General features: G+C 42.6%; 14 protein-coding genes. 9 read left to right on the forward strand and 5 right to left on the reverse strand.

What is annotated here, in order from left to right:
- The first annotated feature begins 100 nt into the window (after window positions 1-100).
- The 6 genes from dnaA (at window position 101) to ACZ5O6_RS00030 (ending at window position 9,623) form a co-directional block, all read left to right on the forward strand.
- The gene (gene dnaA, locus ACZ5O6_RS00005) at window positions 101-1,876 is read left to right on the forward strand and encodes a chromosomal replication initiator protein DnaA (protein WP_447092461.1); all 1,776 of its coding nucleotides are present in this window, start codon (window positions 101-103) and stop codon (window positions 1,874-1,876) included.
- Window positions 1,877-2,121: 245 nt separating this feature from the next.
- Window positions 2,122-3,231 (forward strand): DNA polymerase III subunit beta, encoded by a 1,110-nt coding sequence (gene dnaN, locus ACZ5O6_RS00010; RefSeq protein ID WP_447092462.1) that lies wholly within the window; start codon window positions 2,122-2,124, stop codon window positions 3,229-3,231.
- A gap of 90 nt (window positions 3,232-3,321) precedes the next feature.
- Window positions 3,322-4,515, forward strand: a complete 1,194-nt coding sequence (recF, locus tag ACZ5O6_RS00015) for a DNA replication/repair protein RecF (RefSeq protein WP_447092463.1) — start codon at window positions 3,322-3,324, stop codon at window positions 4,513-4,515.
- A gap of 9 nt (window positions 4,516-4,524) precedes the next feature.
- Window positions 4,525-5,148 carry a LysE family translocator gene (locus tag ACZ5O6_RS00020; RefSeq protein ID WP_447092464.1) on the forward strand — a complete coding sequence of 208 codons (624 nt, stop codon included), beginning with the start codon at window positions 4,525-4,527 and terminating at the stop codon, window positions 5,146-5,148.
- A gap of 133 nt (window positions 5,149-5,281) precedes the next feature.
- Window positions 5,282-7,714 carry a DNA topoisomerase (ATP-hydrolyzing) subunit B gene (gene gyrB / locus ACZ5O6_RS00025; protein ID WP_447092465.1) on the forward strand — a complete coding sequence of 811 codons (2,433 nt, stop codon included), beginning with the start codon at window positions 5,282-5,284 and terminating at the stop codon, window positions 7,712-7,714.
- A gap of 223 nt (window positions 7,715-7,937) precedes the next feature.
- On the forward strand, window positions 7,938-9,623 hold the full coding sequence (locus tag ACZ5O6_RS00030) for a response regulator (RefSeq protein WP_447092466.1): 1,686 nt from the start codon (window positions 7,938-7,940) through the stop codon (window positions 9,621-9,623).
- 65 nt (window positions 9,624-9,688) lie between these two features.
- On the opposite strand, the gene aroE is transcribed toward ACZ5O6_RS00030, so the two are convergent.
- From aroE to ACZ5O6_RS00055, 5 genes are all read right to left on the reverse strand, one after another.
- A complete protein-coding gene (gene aroE / locus ACZ5O6_RS00035; RefSeq protein WP_447092467.1) occupies window positions 9,689-10,552 on the reverse strand; it encodes a shikimate dehydrogenase in 864 nt (287 codons plus the stop codon).
- Window positions 10,549-11,472 carry an oxygen-dependent coproporphyrinogen oxidase gene (gene hemF / locus ACZ5O6_RS00040; protein WP_447092522.1) on the reverse strand — a complete coding sequence of 308 codons (924 nt, stop codon included), beginning with the start codon at window positions 11,470-11,472 and terminating at the stop codon, window positions 10,549-10,551. The genes aroE and hemF overlap by 4 nt, the downstream gene beginning before the upstream one ends.
- Window positions 11,473-11,660: 188 nt before the next feature.
- Window positions 11,661-12,263, reverse strand: a complete 603-nt coding sequence (tsaC, locus tag ACZ5O6_RS00045; RefSeq protein WP_447092468.1) for an L-threonylcarbamoyladenylate synthase type 1 TsaC — start codon at window positions 12,261-12,263, stop codon at window positions 11,661-11,663.
- Window positions 12,264-12,312: 49 nt separating this feature from the next.
- Window positions 12,313-13,491, reverse strand: coding sequence for a DNA-processing protein DprA (dprA, locus tag ACZ5O6_RS00050; protein WP_447092469.1), 1,179 nt, complete (start codon window positions 13,489-13,491; stop codon window positions 12,313-12,315).
- A 41-nt stretch (window positions 13,492-13,532) separates the two neighbouring features.
- Complete coding sequence (locus ACZ5O6_RS00055) at window positions 13,533-14,651, reverse strand: LysM peptidoglycan-binding domain-containing protein (protein WP_447092470.1); 1,119 nt, start codon at window positions 14,649-14,651, stop codon at window positions 13,533-13,535.
- A gap of 253 nt (window positions 14,652-14,904) precedes the next feature.
- Between ACZ5O6_RS00055 and def the strand changes: the two genes are divergently transcribed.
- From def to rsmB, 3 genes are read left to right on the forward strand one after another with little or no spacing between them, the layout of a single operon-like run.
- Window positions 14,905-15,405, forward strand: a complete 501-nt coding sequence (gene def, locus ACZ5O6_RS00060; protein WP_447092471.1) for a peptide deformylase — start codon at window positions 14,905-14,907, stop codon at window positions 15,403-15,405.
- An 8-nt stretch (window positions 15,406-15,413) separates the two neighbouring features.
- Window positions 15,414-16,394 (forward strand): methionyl-tRNA formyltransferase, encoded by a 981-nt coding sequence (gene fmt, locus ACZ5O6_RS00065; protein ID WP_447092472.1) that lies wholly within the window; start codon window positions 15,414-15,416, stop codon window positions 16,392-16,394.
- A gap of 12 nt (window positions 16,395-16,406) precedes the next feature.
- Window positions 16,407-17,753, forward strand: coding sequence for a 16S rRNA (cytosine(967)-C(5))-methyltransferase RsmB (gene rsmB, locus ACZ5O6_RS00070; protein WP_447092473.1), 1,347 nt, complete (start codon window positions 16,407-16,409; stop codon window positions 17,751-17,753).
- Window positions 17,754-17,813: the final 60 nt, after the last annotated feature.

Below are 17,813 nucleotides of genomic sequence, written 5' to 3' on the forward strand. Positions count from 1 at the left end.
AATTATGCATTAGTAACATAATAAATGCGTTAAAGAGTAACGGGCGGGATCAATGGCACGCAAAAACGGCAACCGCAACTATAAATAATAGAGAAAAATAATGACGGTTTCTATTTGGCAGCAGTGTTTGTCATCTTTACAACAAGAACTCTCCTCTCAACAATTTAATACTTGGATTAGGCCTCTCACTGTGGATGAGTCGGTTGATTCCCCCTATGAGTTTTGTTTGTTGGCGCCGAATCGTTTTATTTTAGATTGGGTTAACGATAAGTTTTTATCTCGTATTAAAGAGTTGGTGCAACAGTTCTTTTCAGACGCACAATTACCCTCTCCGCAAAAAATAATGCTAAGGGTCAATGCTCAGTTACAACCACGATTTGCGCCTCGTGGCTCATCTCTACGTAAACAGCCATCGGCGGCACAATTCCAACCGTCATATGAAGAGAGTGCAGCTAATGTCCCGTCTCTTGCTTCGGGTAATGAGTCAATAGCTCGAGTTGAGTCAATAGAGAGTACCAAAGATGGTACACCGAAAAATCTAAGCCAACAGACATCTAATGAGTGGGCTGAGCATCAACATGCCGTTAGTCGCCCAGAAGATGCTTATCTTAAAGCAACGGCTTATTTGTCTGAAGATGCTAACTCTGAACCCTCTCGTTTTGATGATAACTTGCGTGAAATCGATAAGTTTATCGAATCTCCAGTATTAAGTGATATTTCTGAGGCAGAACAAGCGAGTATTACACAAAACGTTACTAGTCAAAGTGAGACAATGGGCTATCAAATGCCTACAGCAACCCCTTCGAATAGAAGTACGATATCGGGGGCTAATAGTGCAGAAGGAGGTTTGCAGCATCGTAGTGCACTGAATAAGTCATTTACATTTGATAGTTTTGTAGAAGGGAAGTCTAATCAAATGGGCTTGGCGGCTGCCCAGCAAGTGGTTGAGAATCCAGGAGGGTCATACAACCCTTTGTTTATTTACGGAGGGGTGGGTTTAGGTAAAACGCATTTAATGCATGCGGTAGGTAACGAAATGCAGCGTCGTAATCCCAACGCTAAAATTGTTTACCTGCATTCCGAGCGATTTGTTGCTGATATGGTAAAAGCATTACAGTTAAATGCGATTAACGACTTTAAGCGTTACTATCGCTCGGTTGATGCTCTACTGATTGATGATATTCAGTTTTTTGCGGGTAAAGATCGTTCACAAGAAGAGTTTTTCCATACTTTTAATGCGTTATTAGAAGGTAACCAGCAAATCATATTGACCTGCGACCGTTATCCTAAGGTGATCAATAATTTAGAAGAGCGCTTAAAATCGCGCTTTGGTTGGGGCCTCACTATTGAGGTAGAACCGCCAGAGCTAGAAACCCGAGCAGCGATTCTATTAAAGCGAGCAGAGGAAATTAATATAGAGCTTTCTTATGATGCTGCATTTTTTATCGCGAAGCGCGTACGTTCTAATGTCAGAGAGCTTGAAGGTGCGTTAAAGCGTGTAATTGCTAATGCGACGTTTACTCAGCGTGCGATATCCGTTGACCTTGTCAAAGAAGCGTTGAAAGACTTGCTTGCTTTGCAAGATAAGCAAGTGAGTATAGGTAATATTCAAAAGGTCGTTGGTGAATACTATAAAGTGAAAATGTCAGACTTATTATCGAAGCGTCGAAGTCGCTCAGTTGCTCGACCTCGTCAAGTCGCCATGGCACTTGCTAAAGAACTAACCAACCACAGTTTGCCAGAGATTGGCGATGCCTTTGGTGGGCGAGATCATACGACGGTTCTTCATGCTTGTCGAAAAATAAAAGAGTTAACCGATGTTGATTCAGAGATCCAGCAAGACCTTAAAAACCTTCAGCGCCAACTTACGACATAGCTTGTCATTTAAATGCGTTTGAACATCTAATAAACGACAATCTTTTTTACGAGTATGCGATTAGCCTAGAGCTTGGTCGCAGATTTTATCGTACAATAATGCACAACAGATAATTAAAAAGTTAGTGTTTGCTAACATGGGTGTGTCTCTCTAGTTTTAATAGAATGCCCCATGGTTAAATGGTTTTAATTCCTTTCTTGCCGAGCAAAACACTATCCACAACAACAAAATTAAAGGGAAATCACATGAAATTTTCCGTATCGCGTGAAGCGTTACTTACTCCATTACAACTGGTTGCCGGTGTTGTTGAACGTCGACAAACCCTGCCGGTGCTGGCTAATGTATTACTCGTACTCGACCAAAATACGCTTTCATTAACCGGCACAGATTTAGAAGTTGAAATCGTCGCGCGTTTACCTTTAGACAGCCCTGTTGAAAGCACGGGTGAAATTACTATTCCTGCTAAAAAGCTGGTCGATATTTGTCGTTCTTTACCGGATGGGGTAACGATTGAGTTTGTGTTACAGGAAGACCAAAAAGTATTGGTTAAAAGCGGTCGAAGCCGTTTTACCTTAGCGACCTTGCCATCGAATGATTTCCCTTCTACGGAAAAAAGCGAGGGTGATATGCAGTTCTCTTGCCCTCAATCCATTATAAAGCGTCTGATTGATCGCACAGCTTTCGCTATGGCTCAGCAAGATGTACGTTATTACCTGAATGGCATGTTGTGGGAAGTAGAAAGCAATCGTTTACGTTGTGTTGCTACCGACGGACATCGATTAGCCATGTGTGTTCGAGAGCTTGATATTGACTCGCCAGAAAAAACACAGGCTATTTTACCGCGTAAAGGGGTAATCGAATTGTCTCGTTTGCTCTCAGACCAAGAAGCAGAGATCGATCTAACTTTGGGCACTCACCACATACGTGTTGAAACACCTAACTATACGTTTACCTCTAAATTGGTTGATGGCAAGTTCCCTGACTATGAGCGTGTGCTACCGAAAGGCGGTACTAACGTTGTATTGGGTAATCGTACCGAGCTTAAACAAGCGTTTGCGCGTACAGCGATTTTATCGAATGAGAAGTACCGAGGAGTTCGCTTAAATTTTACGGAAGGTTTGTTAAATATTGTTGCGAACAACCCAGAGCAAGAAGAAGCGGAAGAGCAGGTGGTGATCGATTACAGCGGTGATGATATCGAAATTGGCTTCAACGTGAGTTATTTGCAAGATATTACTAGCGTTCTTAATACCGATAATATCCGTATTACCTTGTCCGATGCTAATAGCAGCGCATTACTAGAGGAGCCAGAAGAAGGTGATTCTGTATATGTTGTTATGCCAATGCGACTCTAACTGAGAAAGATTAATGAAAGAAGTGAGTGTCCTTTTCACAAAGACACTCGCTTTCTTTAGATTAATTGTTTACTGAAGCGTGAAACGTCCTTGTCTGTCTTAAAGACTTTATCTGTCCAGTCCCTCAGAAATCTTGCATCTGTCAATATAGCCTTGTCCCCGTCAATCAATATATTCTATGGTGATAATGGCAGTGGAAAAACAAGTATCTTAGAAGCCGTAGCATTACTCGGCTTAGGGCGTTCTTTTCGCAGTCATAAAAGCCGATCTCTGATCCATCATGACAAGAGTGATCTTACGGTTTTTGCTTCATTACAGTTAGAGGATGATGCTACTTCATTAGAGATCAAATCCGAGTCTCTCTTAAGCCCACAGCAAGAACCTTGTTTTCCTGTGGGTATTCAAAAATTCCGTAACGGCTCTAGCCTTATCAAGTCATCGGGTGAAGTGGTTCGTTCAGCCGCTTTGTTGGCTAAACAGCTACCACTATTAATCATTAATGCAAACTCCTTCCAGTTAATAGAAGGATCACCTGTCCAAAGAAGGCAGTTTTTAGACTGGATAGTGTTTCACGTGAAACCTGAGTTTGCGACATTGTGGCGTGGGTTGCAAAAGATACTTAAACAACGCAATAGCCTCTTGAGACGTGATAAAATAAGCAGAGAAGATCTAGCACCTTGGGATAGTGAATTTATTAGGCTTTCTGAGGCGATAGATCAGGTGCGGCGAGAGGTCTTTGATATTTTTATTCGAGACTTTGAACGTTTTGATACGATATTTTCTCTTAGCTCACACAATATCAGTATGGAGTACTACTCTGGTTGGGATAAAGATCAATCTATAGGCGAGTCCTTAGAAGCAAACTTTGACAGAGATTGTCGTGATGGATATACCCACCATGGGCCTCAGCGAGCAGAAATAAAAATTAAAGCTCAGTCAAAGCCAGCGATTGATGTGCTGAGTAGGGGCCAAGAAAAAGCGCTTGTATGTGCGATGACGATTACTAAAGCACATGTATACCAGCAGTTAGTATCAAAAAAGTGCGTTTTCCTGATCGATGATCTGCTAGCCGAGCTCGATCAACACCATAGTAAAATACTGGTTGATTGGTTGCTTAGCCTTAATGTACAGGTGCTAATTACGGGTGTTATGCAAAAAGAGTTGCTTAAACCGTGGTTGGAAAAAGGTGTTTCACCGGCCGTGTTCCACGTGAAACATGGAGAGGTTGTGCTACAACCACAAGAGAGCGGTAACGAAGAAACCGTGAATAGTCTAAAAAACTAGGAGAATAGGATGACAATTGATGTTTGGCTAACTTTTATAGCTGCCGTTTTAATCTTTGCATTGATTCCTGGCCCAACCGTTGTTCTCGTTGTAGGGCAAGCGATTACTCATGGTAAAAAATCGGTTCTTCCCCTTGTTGCTGGTGTTCTTTGTGGTGATTTTGTGGCTATGTCTTTATCGTTATTAGGGCTTGGTGCTGTCTTAGCAACGTCAGCGACATTGTTTTTTCTTTTAAAATGGTTTGGTGTCGCTTATCTGATTTACCTTGGAGTGAAGACTTGGCGAGAAAAGCCTGATATGGAGTCCGTTTCATTTAAGGGGATAGATATATCTTCCAAAAAAATGTTTCGCTCATCCTTTGTCGTTACCGCTTTAAACCCTAAAGGCATCGTATTTTTTGTGGCTTTTTTACCGCAGTTTGTGAATTCAGAGGCTGTTGCTTTACCTCAGTTATTGATACTCATGGCCACGTTTCTAATGATAGTGGCTACGACAATTACTTCTTTTGCACTATTTGCTGGTTTGATAAATCATAAAATAGGAACTTATCAGACTCGGAAAAGGCTTAATCGAGTAGGTGGCGGTGCATTAATTGGTGCAGGTGTATTAACATCGGCTATGCAGCGTGGTTAAAGTCGTTATTAAGTAAATCTTCAAAATTTGAAAGTAGGGTGGGTATAAATTGATTTCTTAACAAAAAAGAGTTAAGTAAGAAAAAACCGACATTATTTATAAAAGACTCCAGCGTAACGGGATATAAAGCACTATGTCAGACGATAATAAAACTGAAAATAACTACGATTCCTCAAGTATTAAAGTCCTCAAGGGCTTGGATGCAGTACGAAAAAGACCCGGCATGTATATCGGTGATACAGACGACGGTACCGGTTTACACCATATGGTGTTTGAGATCGTCGATAATTCGATTGATGAGGCATTAGCCGGTCATTGCTCTGAGATTCGAGTGGTTATTCACCCTGATGAGTCAGTATCCGTTTCGGATAATGGTCGTGGTATTCCTACAGAAATACACGAGGAAGGGGTCTCGGCCGCAGAAGTCATTATGACCGTACTCCATGCGGGCGGTAAGTTTGATGATAATACCTATAAAGTCTCTGGTGGTCTTCACGGTGTGGGTGTGTCGGTTGTTAACGCCTTATCATCTGAGTTGAAAATGACGATTCGGCGACAAGGAAAAATCCATGAGCAAACCTACCATCACGGTGTTCCTCAAGCGCCGTTAACGGTTATCGGTGATACCGACCAAAGTGGTACCGAAGTTCACTTTACGCCTTCTGCCGAAACGTTTAGTAATATTAAGTTTCATTTTGACCAACTCGCTAAACGCCTTAGAGAATTATCTTTTTTAAACTCCGGTGTTCGTATCGTGTTAAAAGACGAACGTAGTGGCAAAGAAGATGTGTACGAATACCAAGGTGGTCTACATGCTTTTGTTGCTTATCTGAATACCAATAAAAACCCGATTAATAAGGTGATGCACTTTAATAATAGCCGCGAAGAAGACGGTGTCGGTGTTGAAGTTGCACTTCAGTGGAATGACAGCTTCCAAGAAAATATCCTTTGCTATACCAATAATATTCCTCAGCGAGACGGAGGAACGCACCTAGCGGGCTTTCGTGCATCTCTAACTCGTGGCCTAAATAGCTATATTGAACGTGAAGGTTTATTGAAAAAAGATAAAGTTAATACAACTGGCGATGATGCGCGTGAAGGGCTGACAGCCATTATTTCTGTCAAAGTGCCTGATCCTAAGTTCTCGTCGCAGACAAAAGATAAATTGGTGTCTTCTGAAGTTAAGTCTGCCGTTGAGCAGGAAATGGGGCAAGCCTTTAATGAGTACCTATTAGAGAACCCTCAAGAAGCAAAAAGTATTGTGGGTAAAATGATCGAGGCAGCCAAAGCTCGTGAAGCAGCGCGTAAAGCCCGCGAAATGACACGCCGTAAAGGCGCATTAGATATTGCCGGTTTGCCCGGTAAACTAGCTGATTGCCAAGAAAAAGATCCCGCGCTTTCAGAAGTGTACCTTGTGGAGGGTGATTCCGCTGGCGGTTCAGCCAAGCAGGGGCGCGATCGTAAAACACAGGCGATCTTACCGCTTAAGGGAAAAATCCTTAATGTAGAAAAAGCACGTTTTGACAAAATGTTATCAAGTGCAGAAGTCGGTACGCTTATTACTGCTTTAGGGTGTGGTATTGGAGCGGAGGAATTTAATGCTGATAAATTACGTTACCACCGTATTATCATCATGACGGATGCCGATGTGGATGGCTCGCATATTCGAACACTATTGCTAACGTTCTTTTTCCGTCAAACAAGAGAACTGGTAGAGCGTGGTCATATCTATATTGCGCAGCCACCGCTTTACAAAATAGCAAAAGGTAAACAAGAACAGTACTTAAAAGATGATCAAGCATTAACAGACTTTCTTACTAATGCTGCGCTTGATTGTGGGCAAGTGTTTACTAACCCAGAATCGCCCGCTATTTCTGGCGGTACATTAGAGACCTTGGTAAAAGACTACCGCCAAGTGATGGCAACAATAGATCGCTTGTCGCGCTTATATCCAGAAGCCGTACTAGAAAAAATGATCTATATGCCAGCGCTCTCTATTGAGCAGCTAGCTAACCAAGAAGCGGTAAGCCATTGGAGCGAACAGCTATCGGCGGATTTAGGTGAAGGAGAAACCAGTGGTAGTAGCCGCTACTTGGTCACTGTAAAAGAAGACGAAGAGAGACAGTTATTTTTGCCACAGATTGAAAAACTGTCTCATGGCTTGAGCCACGAATATCCCTTTAGCCATGACTTTTTTGCATCTGGCGAATATCAGTCGATCGTCGATTTAGGTCAAAAGCTTGATGGGTTAATTGAAGAGGGTGGAAAAGTAAAACGTGGAGAGCGCGAACAGGCAGTGACTAGCTTTAAAGAAGCCTTGGACTGGCTGATGGTTGAGTCTCGTCGTGGCTATATGATTCAGCGCTACAAAGGGCTGGGTGAGATGAACCCAGATCAGCTATGGGAAACTACCATGGATCCAGAAACTCGACGCATGTTGCAAGTCAGTATCGAAGACGCTATTGCGGCTGATCAAATATTCACCACATTAATGGGGGATAACGTTGAGCCTAGACGCGACTTTATTGAGACTAATGCATTAACAGTGGCTAACTTGGATGTATAAACTAAAAGAGATAGGCACATATATACATATGTGTCTTAGCTCTTACGCCTAACACCTACTCAAGCCGGCTACCTGTCGGCTTTTTGATATATCACACTTCTTATGCTTTTTTGTTCTGTTTCCCAGCGAAACTTAAAATATCGCATATACTTAATAGACCACGCATCAAAACGCGCCATTAGATGAGCGCGGGTTAATCAACTATATAAGTTCTATTAAGATTATGAGTGTATTAGTTCAACAGTCACAACAAAAAATGCAGCAGATAGATGTTATAAAAATCTATGAAAAAAAGCGCTGCTTAGTCGTCGACGATTTAACTGAAGTACGAGCCTTGTATAAACGCATGTTGCGCTCTTTTGGTGTTCGTCAATTAGATACGGCTGCGACTGCCGACCAAACGATGGATTTATGCAGAAATCATAATTACGGAATGATCATTTGTGATTACAACTTGGATGATTCTCGTGATGGTCAACAAATTTTAGAAGAGCTGCGGCATATGCAGATGCTTCAGTACACCACCTTGTTTATTATTATTACTGCAGAAACCTCTCGCGAGATGGTACTTGGAGCGATTGAAAATCAGCCAGATGATTATATTACAAAGCCCATATCACAAAAACTAATGCGCACACGCTTAGATCGTGCCTTGCTTAAACACGAGGACCTGTTTGCGATTAAACTTTGCATGGATAGCAAAAACTTCTCTAAAGCCATTAAGCTATGCGATGAAAAAATTCAAGATAAACACCGTTACGCGCTGGATTGTATTCGCTACAAAGCACAAATTTATATGATGATGAATAAGCCAGAAGAGGCGCGTAAAATTTATGAATCTATGCTGCGTCAAAAAGATTATGCTTGGGCTAAGATTGGCTTAGCAAGAGCGTTGATGGCGAATGAAGACTATGAAAATATTGAGCCATTACTGCAAGAAATTTTAGAAAAAGATCATCGCTATATTGAAGCCCATGATTTATTGGCTGACTATTATGAAAAAACCGATCAACCTGATAAAGCACAAGACGCGACCGAACAGGCAACGGCACTTTCCCCTAAATCTATTCTTCGCCACCGCCGCTTAGCGCAACTAGCGGAAAAAAATGGTGATGATCCTACGTGTTTAAAAGCCTATGAAGAATCCATTCGTTGGAATTATAATTCTTGTCATGCCGTACCAGAAGACTATTTGAGCCTTGCAAGAAAAACGGTCGATGTTGCAAAAACAGCAAGTCCAAGAGATGCTGTCGATAAAACTAAGAAGGCACTGGGCCTTTTAGAGCGTATGCAGCGTCGATTTCCACAACGAAAAAATAAAGTAAAAAGTGGTTTTATAGAATCGCAGCTTTATGCTTGCCAAGGGAAAGATGCATTGGCTAAATCCTTGTTAGAAAAAGCAGAAAGCGAATACGGTATTTTAGAGCCTAAAGATATTGATGCCCGTCTTGATTATTCTTGTGCTCATATAATGAGTGGTGATAAGCAAAAGGCCTATAAAGAATTGCACCTGCTATCAAAAGAACAAAAGAATATTGAAGCGGTACAACAACGTATTGATAGGATTAGTGAAGAGCCCATTAGTATGGCAGGAAAAACCTGTGCCGCTCAGCTATCAAAATCAGGTATTAATGCTTACCAAGCGCGACGTTTTGATGATTCTATCAAAATATTTGGTGATGCCCTAAAAATGTTTCCTAACCATGTTGGCGTTAACCTCAATTTAGTACAGGCGATTCTTGCAAAAACAGAAGCGGATGGAAAAACGAATGAGGCTTATCTACGGTGTCAGGATTGCTTTAAAAAAGTGGGAGAGCTTGATAACGAACATAAGCAATATGCTAGGCTTCAATTTTTAATGAAACAATTTTCAGAAACCTATAAAGATTATGCATTAATGTCGCGCTAACCATGCTCGCTTAAAAGCGCCTACTTTTGGTGCCTGAGAGCAAAATCATCTTCCGTGCAAAGGTCTCAAAGTGTTTTTCGCAATTGATCAATAACGCTTTTTGTTGTCGGTTTAATTCCTCGCCATTGATAAAAAGATTCTGCTCCTTGGCATACCAACATCCCTAAACCATCGGCTATTTCTTTCGCACCGCATTGGTTAGCCCATACCATAAATGCAGTAGGCTCTTTCCCATACATCATGTCATAACAATGGCTATTTTTATTGATCACCTCTGACGAAACATTGGGTAAGTCGCCTTGTAAACTAGCAGAGGTGCCATTAATAATAATATCGAAGGCAGTGTTTATCTCATGGTAGTGGCAGGCGTGACGTTCACATGCAGGCGCTACTTTTTTGATCGTAGCAAGTAAGCCTTCTGCTTTTTCTACCGTCCGATTAGCAATGGTCAATGCTGCTGGTTGAGTTTTAAGTAAAGGCGCTAAAATACCTCTGACAGCACCTCCAGCACCGAGTATAAGAACGCGCTTATTTTTTAATGTCCACTGTAAGTTATGGCTAATATCATCGACAAAACCAATACCATCAGTATTGTCGCCAATAATGCCGTTTTCTTTTTTAATCAGAGTATTAACAGCACCAGCCGCTTGAGCACGTGCGGTTAATTGATCGGCATAATGTAAGGCATCGATCTTAAACGGCACGGTCACATTTAAGCCATGTCCACCACGGTTAAAAAAATCATTTGCGCTGGCCGTAAACTGATCGACATCGACTAACTCTGCGGTGTACTGAATGTTATGCCCTGTTTGTTCAGCAAATGCGCGATGCAATGTTGGTGATTTTGAGTGGTGGATAGGGTTGCCAAAAACCGCATATATTCCCGTGTCTTTGGTATTCGGTGTTAGAATTATTGATGGATCATTCACGGTTTTGTCTCTATTTTTAGCCAATCTTGAGCAGGTAAAAAGTCTTGGGTAAGTTGTGCTTCAGGGGAGTCGTCATCGGGTTGATAATTATATTCCCATCTTACGAGAGGAGGGAGCGACATCAAAATAGATTCGGTTCGTCCACCAGTTTGTAAGCCAAACAACGTCCCTCTATCAAATACTAAGTTAAACTCAACATAGCGTCCTCGGCGATAAAGCTGAAAATTCCGCTCTTTTTGAGTAAATACTACTTCCTTTTTACGTGAAAGAATGGGCGCGTAAGCGTCGACATAGCTATCACCGATAGCGCGCATAAAAGCAAAGCTCTGATCAAAACCTAAATCATTAAAGTCATCAAAAAATAAGCCGCCAATCCCTCGCGCTTCGTTGCGATGCTTTAAGTAAAAGTACTCATCGCACCAGTGCTTAAACTTAGGATATAGATCATTGCCAAATGGGTCACAAGCGTCTTTAGCGGTTTGATGCCAATGAACGCAATCCTCTTTATCACCATAATAAGGTGTTAAATCATAGCCGCCACCAAACCACCATACGGGTTCTTCACCTTCTTTTTCGGCAATAAAAAAACGTACGTTCATGTGGCTCGTTGGCGCATAAGGATTGTTAGGGTGAATAACGAGAGATACCCCCATTGCCTCAAAACATCGCCCCGCTAATTCTGGACGATGGGCTGTAGCTGATGCAGGCATTTTGTCGCCGAATACATGAGAGTAATTAACGCCACCCTTTTCGATGACATTCCCATCAGCGAGTACACGCGAGCGACCGCCGCCACCTTCTTCACGGTGCCAGCTATCTTCAGTAAAAGTTTGCCCATCAATAGCGGCGAGCGCGTCACAAATGGCATCTTGTAGTTGCATTAAGTAACGAATAACTGCGGTTTTATCAGGTGTACTCATCATATTTACATTATGTGTTTATGTTAGGTTACGTGCTAAATTTAGCGCGAGAGAGTCAATAGAGCGGTAGCAGTTTAATAGAAAAACCATAATTGGTATTTGATTATAAATAAAAAATATCGGTAAATTCACCGTATTTGTTTTTTCTGCTCTTGCTGATGCACGATTAGTCTTTAGTGAGTAAAAGATTATCGAATGACTTTACCGGTGACAAGGTCGGTAATGGTGGATGGTATTTTACGTGAACCGACACAACCACTAACAACCCAATTTAACATTGTTGGCCGATTTTTATTGGACTTACTATGTTGTTGGCTATGTAAAAAATAGCGTTCAACTTGCCACGCGTGAGTCGGTGCGGGTTTTCCCTGAGGATTTGCTGAGGTCGATACAATAGGCCCGCCGAAAGCATCACAAAGGTAGCGTACCTGAGGGTGTTGGCTAACACGCAGAGCAATTGATTCATGTTTGCCTGATACCCAAGAAGGAACGAGACCGTGATGAGGGACTAGCCAAGTAAAAGGACCCGGCCATGATGCGGTTAAGGTTGTGCGTTGTTCATCGGTAATATGTTGTAAATAAGGCTCGAATTGTTCCAAGGTCGATGCCACAAGAATGAGTCCCTTTGATACGTGACGCTGCTTTAAGGCAAGAATTTGATGCACGGCTTCTTCATTATCGGGATCACAACCCAACCCCCAAACGGCTTCAGTTGGGTAAGCAATGACACCGCCGCGATGCATAATATTAGCGGCAATACGAATTGATGGATTATATTGTTGAAACAGCATAAAAATGTGCCAGCATAAATGGTCGGTCAGTGAAAAAATAACAGGAGTATTATACGCGTTCGTAACCCCAGACAGAGCGCTTTATCCATCCCTTTATTTCTAGCTCAAGTAAACACTGGTTGATTTGTGAGTGGGGCAGTGGTGCTGATAGCAGTAATTGATCAGTCGTCACAGGGTCAAAACCAATATAGCTAAGTAGTCGTTCTTCTTGGGTGGATAAGGTTGCTTGCGTGACAGAAGGCTTATCAACTGATGAGTAGGGAAGGTTGCTATCGCCGCTCAATTTATCTGGCTGACAGCATTCGATGATCCCTTGCAGTTGCTCAACAATATCATGGCTCGTTTGCACTAAGTGAGCCCCTTGCTGAATGAGTTGATGGCAGCCTTTGCTCTGAGGGTTGTGAATTGAGCCGGGTATAGCAAAGACCTCGCGGTTTTGTTCAAGCGCGTATTTGGCAGTAATCAACGATCCACTTTTTATTGCAGCCTCCACCACCAACGTGCCTAGACTTAAGCCACTGATGAGTCGGTTGCGTTGAGGAAAGTGGCCTGCCTTAGGTGCTGTGTTAGGCATAAATTCAGTGACAAGCGCTCCACCTAGACTAACAATTTCCTCAGACATTGTGTGATTTTTACGCGGATAGACGTGGTCGATTCCTGTTGCCATTACCGCGATGGTTTTACCCGTTATCGTTTGTTGTTGGTGAGAATCAATAACCGCTTGATGAGCAGCACTATCAACGCCGAGAGCTAGCCCACTGGTAACGGTAAACCCAGCATTGGCAAGGTGTTTAGCAAAGAGAGCGGTTGTCGATAAGCCTTGGTGTGTTGCATGTCGAGAGCCGACAATTGCTAACTGTGGTAACGATAGTGCCTGTTTATTGCCTTTAATGAAGAGTAATGGTGGTGGTGTGTGAATCTGATGTAATAAAGGCGGGTAAGCCGTGCAAGCAACACTAATCATCGTTGCTCCCGCCGCTTTCGTTTCTGCAATGATTTGATGGGCACGATCATAAAGCGGATTATCATTGGGTGCTTTATGGTAGTGTGCGAGTAATGTTTTAGCTTCTTGGTTAAGTATGGGCAGAGTATAAGGGTCTTTGGTGAGAACCTGCTCAACTGTCTGACAATACTCAATTAAAGACCAGTAGCGCTGTGTGCCAATGGCAGGTAATAGTTTGACAAGTAGGGTATTAAAAAAAGAAGGGAGTGTCTTGCTTGTTTGCATGGTTCATCCTTGAACGAGTGTGATTAAGTTAATAAAAGTGTTTAAGGGTTGCCAACGATATCGCTAACGGTAACACCAATTTCAGCTTCTAATACGATGGCAAAGCTCATTTTTTTAAAGGTTTCAAAAACCATTAACAGGCCTGCTCGTTCATTAGGTAGATCAACATTTTTTTCAGTGTTTTGTTGAGCGGATCGATCTGTAATTGTGCCGCCTGCTTTATAAATCCCTAAAATAGTTCCTTGTGCTAAATCATTATCACGCCCTAAATTAATCGTTACAACGTCTAGTCGTCCGACCTGAGAAAGCCCGCTTTCTGTATTAATAATTTTTCCAGAAACCTCGCTATTAGGTGGCGTAGGTAAAAAAGTGGCCCTAATTTCTCGTTCTTTGTTAGGAAGTAAACGGTTTCCGGTGCCTACACGTATTTCCATTAACGAACGTGTAATGAGAAAGGTGGTAAGGTCACCTTCTTGAGCTGTTATTTCAGCAGAACCTAAAGCAATCGCTTGCACAGCGGTTACCGTTTTGGTGTCCGGATCAATAAATTCTTTACCTTTACTATAGATTCCATAAGTTTGTCGGGTATCGGTAAAGGTACCGCGTGCGTACATAGAATCACCAGCACCGAGTATGACACGCTGGCTTTGACCGGAAACAATATGCGGTGCTTGCTCTAATACTTGAGGCTCAACAATGCGGTTATGCATTAAAAAACTATTGATACGCTCGAGGGGGATTTCTGGAATAGCCGTTGTATTAATAGGCGTAGAGTAAATTTGAGGAGAGAGTTTCACCGTCGGTAATTTAGCGCTCGAATGATAAACCTGTTTATTAGGTGTTGATGCGTTGTTATCGGCAACGGGTGTGCTGCTATCTACGGTTAACACCGGCTTTCCATCAACTATCGTTAGTTTTACGATATCACCCGGGTAAATTAAATTTGGGTTAGATATTTGTTGGTTGCCTTGCCAAATTTCTCTCCAACGCCAAGGGTCTTCTAAAAATTTTCCTGAAATATGCCAAAGCGTATCCCCTTGCACTACGGTGTGACTGCTAGGGCTATTGGCTTTAATTACGGGTTGCTCTTGTGCATAGTTATTACTACTCAATACTATACATAGGCATAAAAGAAGGGGGTATAAAAAACGTTTATTCATAAAGATACTCGTATGTCTGACGCTCTTTTTTGCTCCTCAGCACAACTTCTTATGGCAATAGAGTAACAAGAGGAGTTTTGTTATTTTTGGCCAAGCTCGATCAATAGAATCGGCACTATGTATTCGTGAGCCTTCACCTGCCTTTATAGCACTAAATCCTGTATCATCATAGCTTTAGGGGTGTTTCTTAGTACTTTACCAGAAGTGATGACGAGGAACCCATTAAAACCAGCCCATTAACCACGATGATGCTATGACACAACTGACCATTTTAGAATTTCCAGATCCACGTTTACGCACGGTTGCTAAGCCAGTATCCGACGTCACGGATGAAATTCGTAAGATTATTGATGATATGCTTGAAACCATGTACGCAGCCCCAGGTATTGGCTTGGCTGCAACGCAAGTTAATGTTCACCAACAAATTATTGTTATTGATGTGAGTGAAGATAAATCTGAGCCTATGGTGTTTATTAACCCTAGCATTACGGTACAGAATGAAGCGCTTGAATCCTATGATGAAGGCTGTTTATCTGTGCCAGGGTTTTATGAAAAAGTCGAACGGCCTAAGGGCGTGAAAATCGACGCTATTGACCGTAACGGCAAAGCGTTTTCTATCGAGCCAGAAGGTTTGCTAGCAGTGTGTATTCAGCACGAGATTGATCACCTGAATGGTAAGCTATTTGTTGATTATCTCTCCAATATGAAGCGTCAACGTATTCGTAAAAAACTCGAAAAGCAGCAGCGGCATTGATTAACACTATGTCACTTCCCTCATCTTATCCATCGTTGAATATTATCTTTGCGGGCACACCGCATTTTGCGGCTCACCATCTACAAGCGCTGTTAGATAGCCATCATAAAGTAGTTGCTGTATATACCCAACCCGACAGACCCGCAGGGCGCGGTAAGAAACTAACCCCTAGCCCTGTAAAGTCTCTCGCACTAGACCACGCCATACCCGTACAACAGCCCCCTTCCTTAAAAGGTGCTGATGCGCAAACAGCATTAAGTGATTATCAAGCTGATGTCATGGTCGTTGTCGCCTATGGCCTATTGCTGCCAGACGTTGTATTGAAAACGCCACGTTTTGGTTGTCTCAATGTTCATGGCTCTTTGTTACCGCGCTGGCGTGGTGCAGCCCCTATTCAGCGCGCGATTGAGTCAGGTGATGCTGAAACCGGCATCACGATTATGCAAATGGATAAAGGCTTAGACACCGGCGATATGCTTCATAAGTCTGCTTGCGTTATAGAAGAAGGGGAAACGAGCGCCAGCTTGCATGACAAATTAATGGATCTTGGCGCGCCGGCTTTACTCCATGTATTAGCACAGTTACCGCTCGATAAATTAGAGCCTGAACAACAGAATAACGACTTAGCGTCTTATGCCGAAAAAATTACCAAGCAAGAGGCGGCGATCAATTGGGATGAGCCTTCGGATACGATTTTACGAAAAGTGTGTGCATTTAACCCTTTTCCGGTGGCGTATAGCTTTTTGGATGGCGAGAGAATCAAAATATATCAGGCTAAAAGTATTACCTTGGCCGCAGCGGCAAACACCCATCACATGCATGGAGAAATCATTCGTGTCGATGAGCAAGGTCTTATCGTTCAGTGTGGCGAAGGTAGCCTTTGTATAAAAACGCTGCAAATGCCTAATAAAAAAGCGATGCCTATTGCTGACTTACTGAATGGCCATGCCGATCGTTTCGCTGTCGGCAAATTGTTTTCTGCTCAGTAAATGAACCTATCAATGCACAACCCTCGCACTTTAACCGTAAAAATATTATTGCGCTTACTTCAACAAAAAGGCTCGTTAGCGAGTGAGTTAGCGCTCGCAGATAACTTGGCAGATAACGATAAGCGGTTTACCCAAGAGCTCTGTTATGGCACTTGTCGCTGGTACTTTTTATTGGAATACCAATTAAGCTCGCTACTCGATAAACCCCTCAAAAATAAAGATAAAGATATTCATCTATTACTGCTTTTGGGTTTATACCAACTACAATTTACTCGTGTTGCCGCACATGCCGCTATCAACGAAACCGTCAATGCTGCTATGCCTTTTCGTAAGCCGTGGGCAAAAAAATTGATCAATGGTGTACTGCGAAGCTTCCAACGTGAGCAAGATGTCGATACGACAAATAATGATGTTGAGCACGCATTGTCGGCAGACAGTATTAACGACAATATCCCCAGCGGGCATAAAATTGCACACCCGCAATGGCTACAGCAAATGATCGTTAACGCATGGCCGACTCAATCCAAAGCGATATTTGCCGCCAATAACTATCATCCACCTTTTACCTTAAGGGTGAATTCGCAGCACAATACGGTAACGAGTTATCAACAGCAATTGCGTGATCGTGATATTGATTCAATGCCCACGCCTTTCAGTAAGGTTGGCTTGACCTTATCGAAAGCCTACGCTGTTGATCAACTACCTAGCTTTGCCCAAGGGCACAGTAGTGTGCAAGATGAAGCCGCACAGCTGGCCGCAGACTTGCTACAGCTCGAACCTCATCAGAGAGTGCTTGATGCTTGCTGTGCCCCCGGTGGAAAAACCTGTCATATTGGAGAGCAAGAATCGCAGCTTGGTGCGTTGGTAGCGGTTGATCTTGAGCAACGCCGACTTGGGCGTGTGCAAGACAACTTACAGCGAGTTAATATTGAGGCACAAGTCATTTGTGGTAATGGTACAGAGCCGAATGATTGGTGGGATGGACAGCAATTTGATCGTATTTTATTAGATGCTCCGTGTTCAGCAACCGGTGTGATTCGTCGTCACCCAGACATTAAACTGCTGCGTCGAACCGAAGATATTGCCGATGCCGCTAAATTACAGTATCAGTTATTAGCAGCTCTTTGGCCGTTACTCACAGATGGCGGTATACTGCTTTATGCGACGTGTTCGATTCTTCCTCAAGAAAATACCCACGTGGTAGAACAGTTTATTGCGAACTATCCCGATGCAAGGCATGATGTGATTAATGCTCCATGGGGTATCGAACAGCCTTACGGTCGCCAATTATTGCCACAAATAAATGGGCATGATGGGTTTTACTACGCAAGATTAATAAAAACCCGTGATGTATTCTAAAATTTCGAACAGAAATAACCTGCTTTTTTGTTCTATGAATGCAATTTATCTCAGAATGCA

The sequence above is a fragment of the Eionea flava genome, from assembly GCF_055393785.1.

Excerpts from the sequence above, each read along its gene's own strand:
- dnaA (WP_447092461.1), top strand. The coding sequence starts at position 101 with ATGACGGTTTCTATTTGGCAGCAGTGTTTGTCATCTTTACAACAAGAA.
- dnaN (WP_447092462.1), top strand. The coding sequence starts at position 2,122 with ATGAAATTTTCCGTATCGCGTGAAGCGTTACTTACTCCATTACAACTG.
- ACZ5O6_RS00020 (WP_447092464.1), top strand. The coding sequence starts at position 4,525 with ATGACAATTGATGTTTGGCTAACTTTTATAGCTGCCGTTTTAATCTTT.
- gyrB (WP_447092465.1), top strand. The coding sequence starts at position 5,282 with ATGTCAGACGATAATAAAACTGAAAATAACTACGATTCCTCAAGTATT.
- ACZ5O6_RS00030 (WP_447092466.1), top strand. The coding sequence starts at position 7,938 with ATGAGTGTATTAGTTCAACAGTCACAACAAAAAATGCAGCAGATAGAT.
- hemF (WP_447092522.1), bottom strand. The coding sequence starts at position 11,472 with ATGAGTACACCTGATAAAACCGCAGTTATTCGTTACTTAATGCAACTA.
- tsaC (WP_447092468.1), bottom strand. The coding sequence starts at position 12,263 with ATGCTGTTTCAACAATATAATCCATCAATTCGTATTGCCGCTAATATT.
- dprA (WP_447092469.1), bottom strand. The coding sequence starts at position 13,491 with ATGCAAACAAGCAAGACACTCCCTTCTTTTTTTAATACCCTACTTGTC.
- ACZ5O6_RS00055 (WP_447092470.1), bottom strand. The coding sequence starts at position 14,651 with ATGAATAAACGTTTTTTATACCCCCTTCTTTTATGCCTATGTATAGTA.
- def (WP_447092471.1), top strand. The coding sequence starts at position 14,905 with ATGACACAACTGACCATTTTAGAATTTCCAGATCCACGTTTACGCACG.
- fmt (WP_447092472.1), top strand. The coding sequence starts at position 15,414 with ATGTCACTTCCCTCATCTTATCCATCGTTGAATATTATCTTTGCGGGC.
- rsmB (WP_447092473.1), top strand. The coding sequence starts at position 16,407 with ATGCACAACCCTCGCACTTTAACCGTAAAAATATTATTGCGCTTACTT.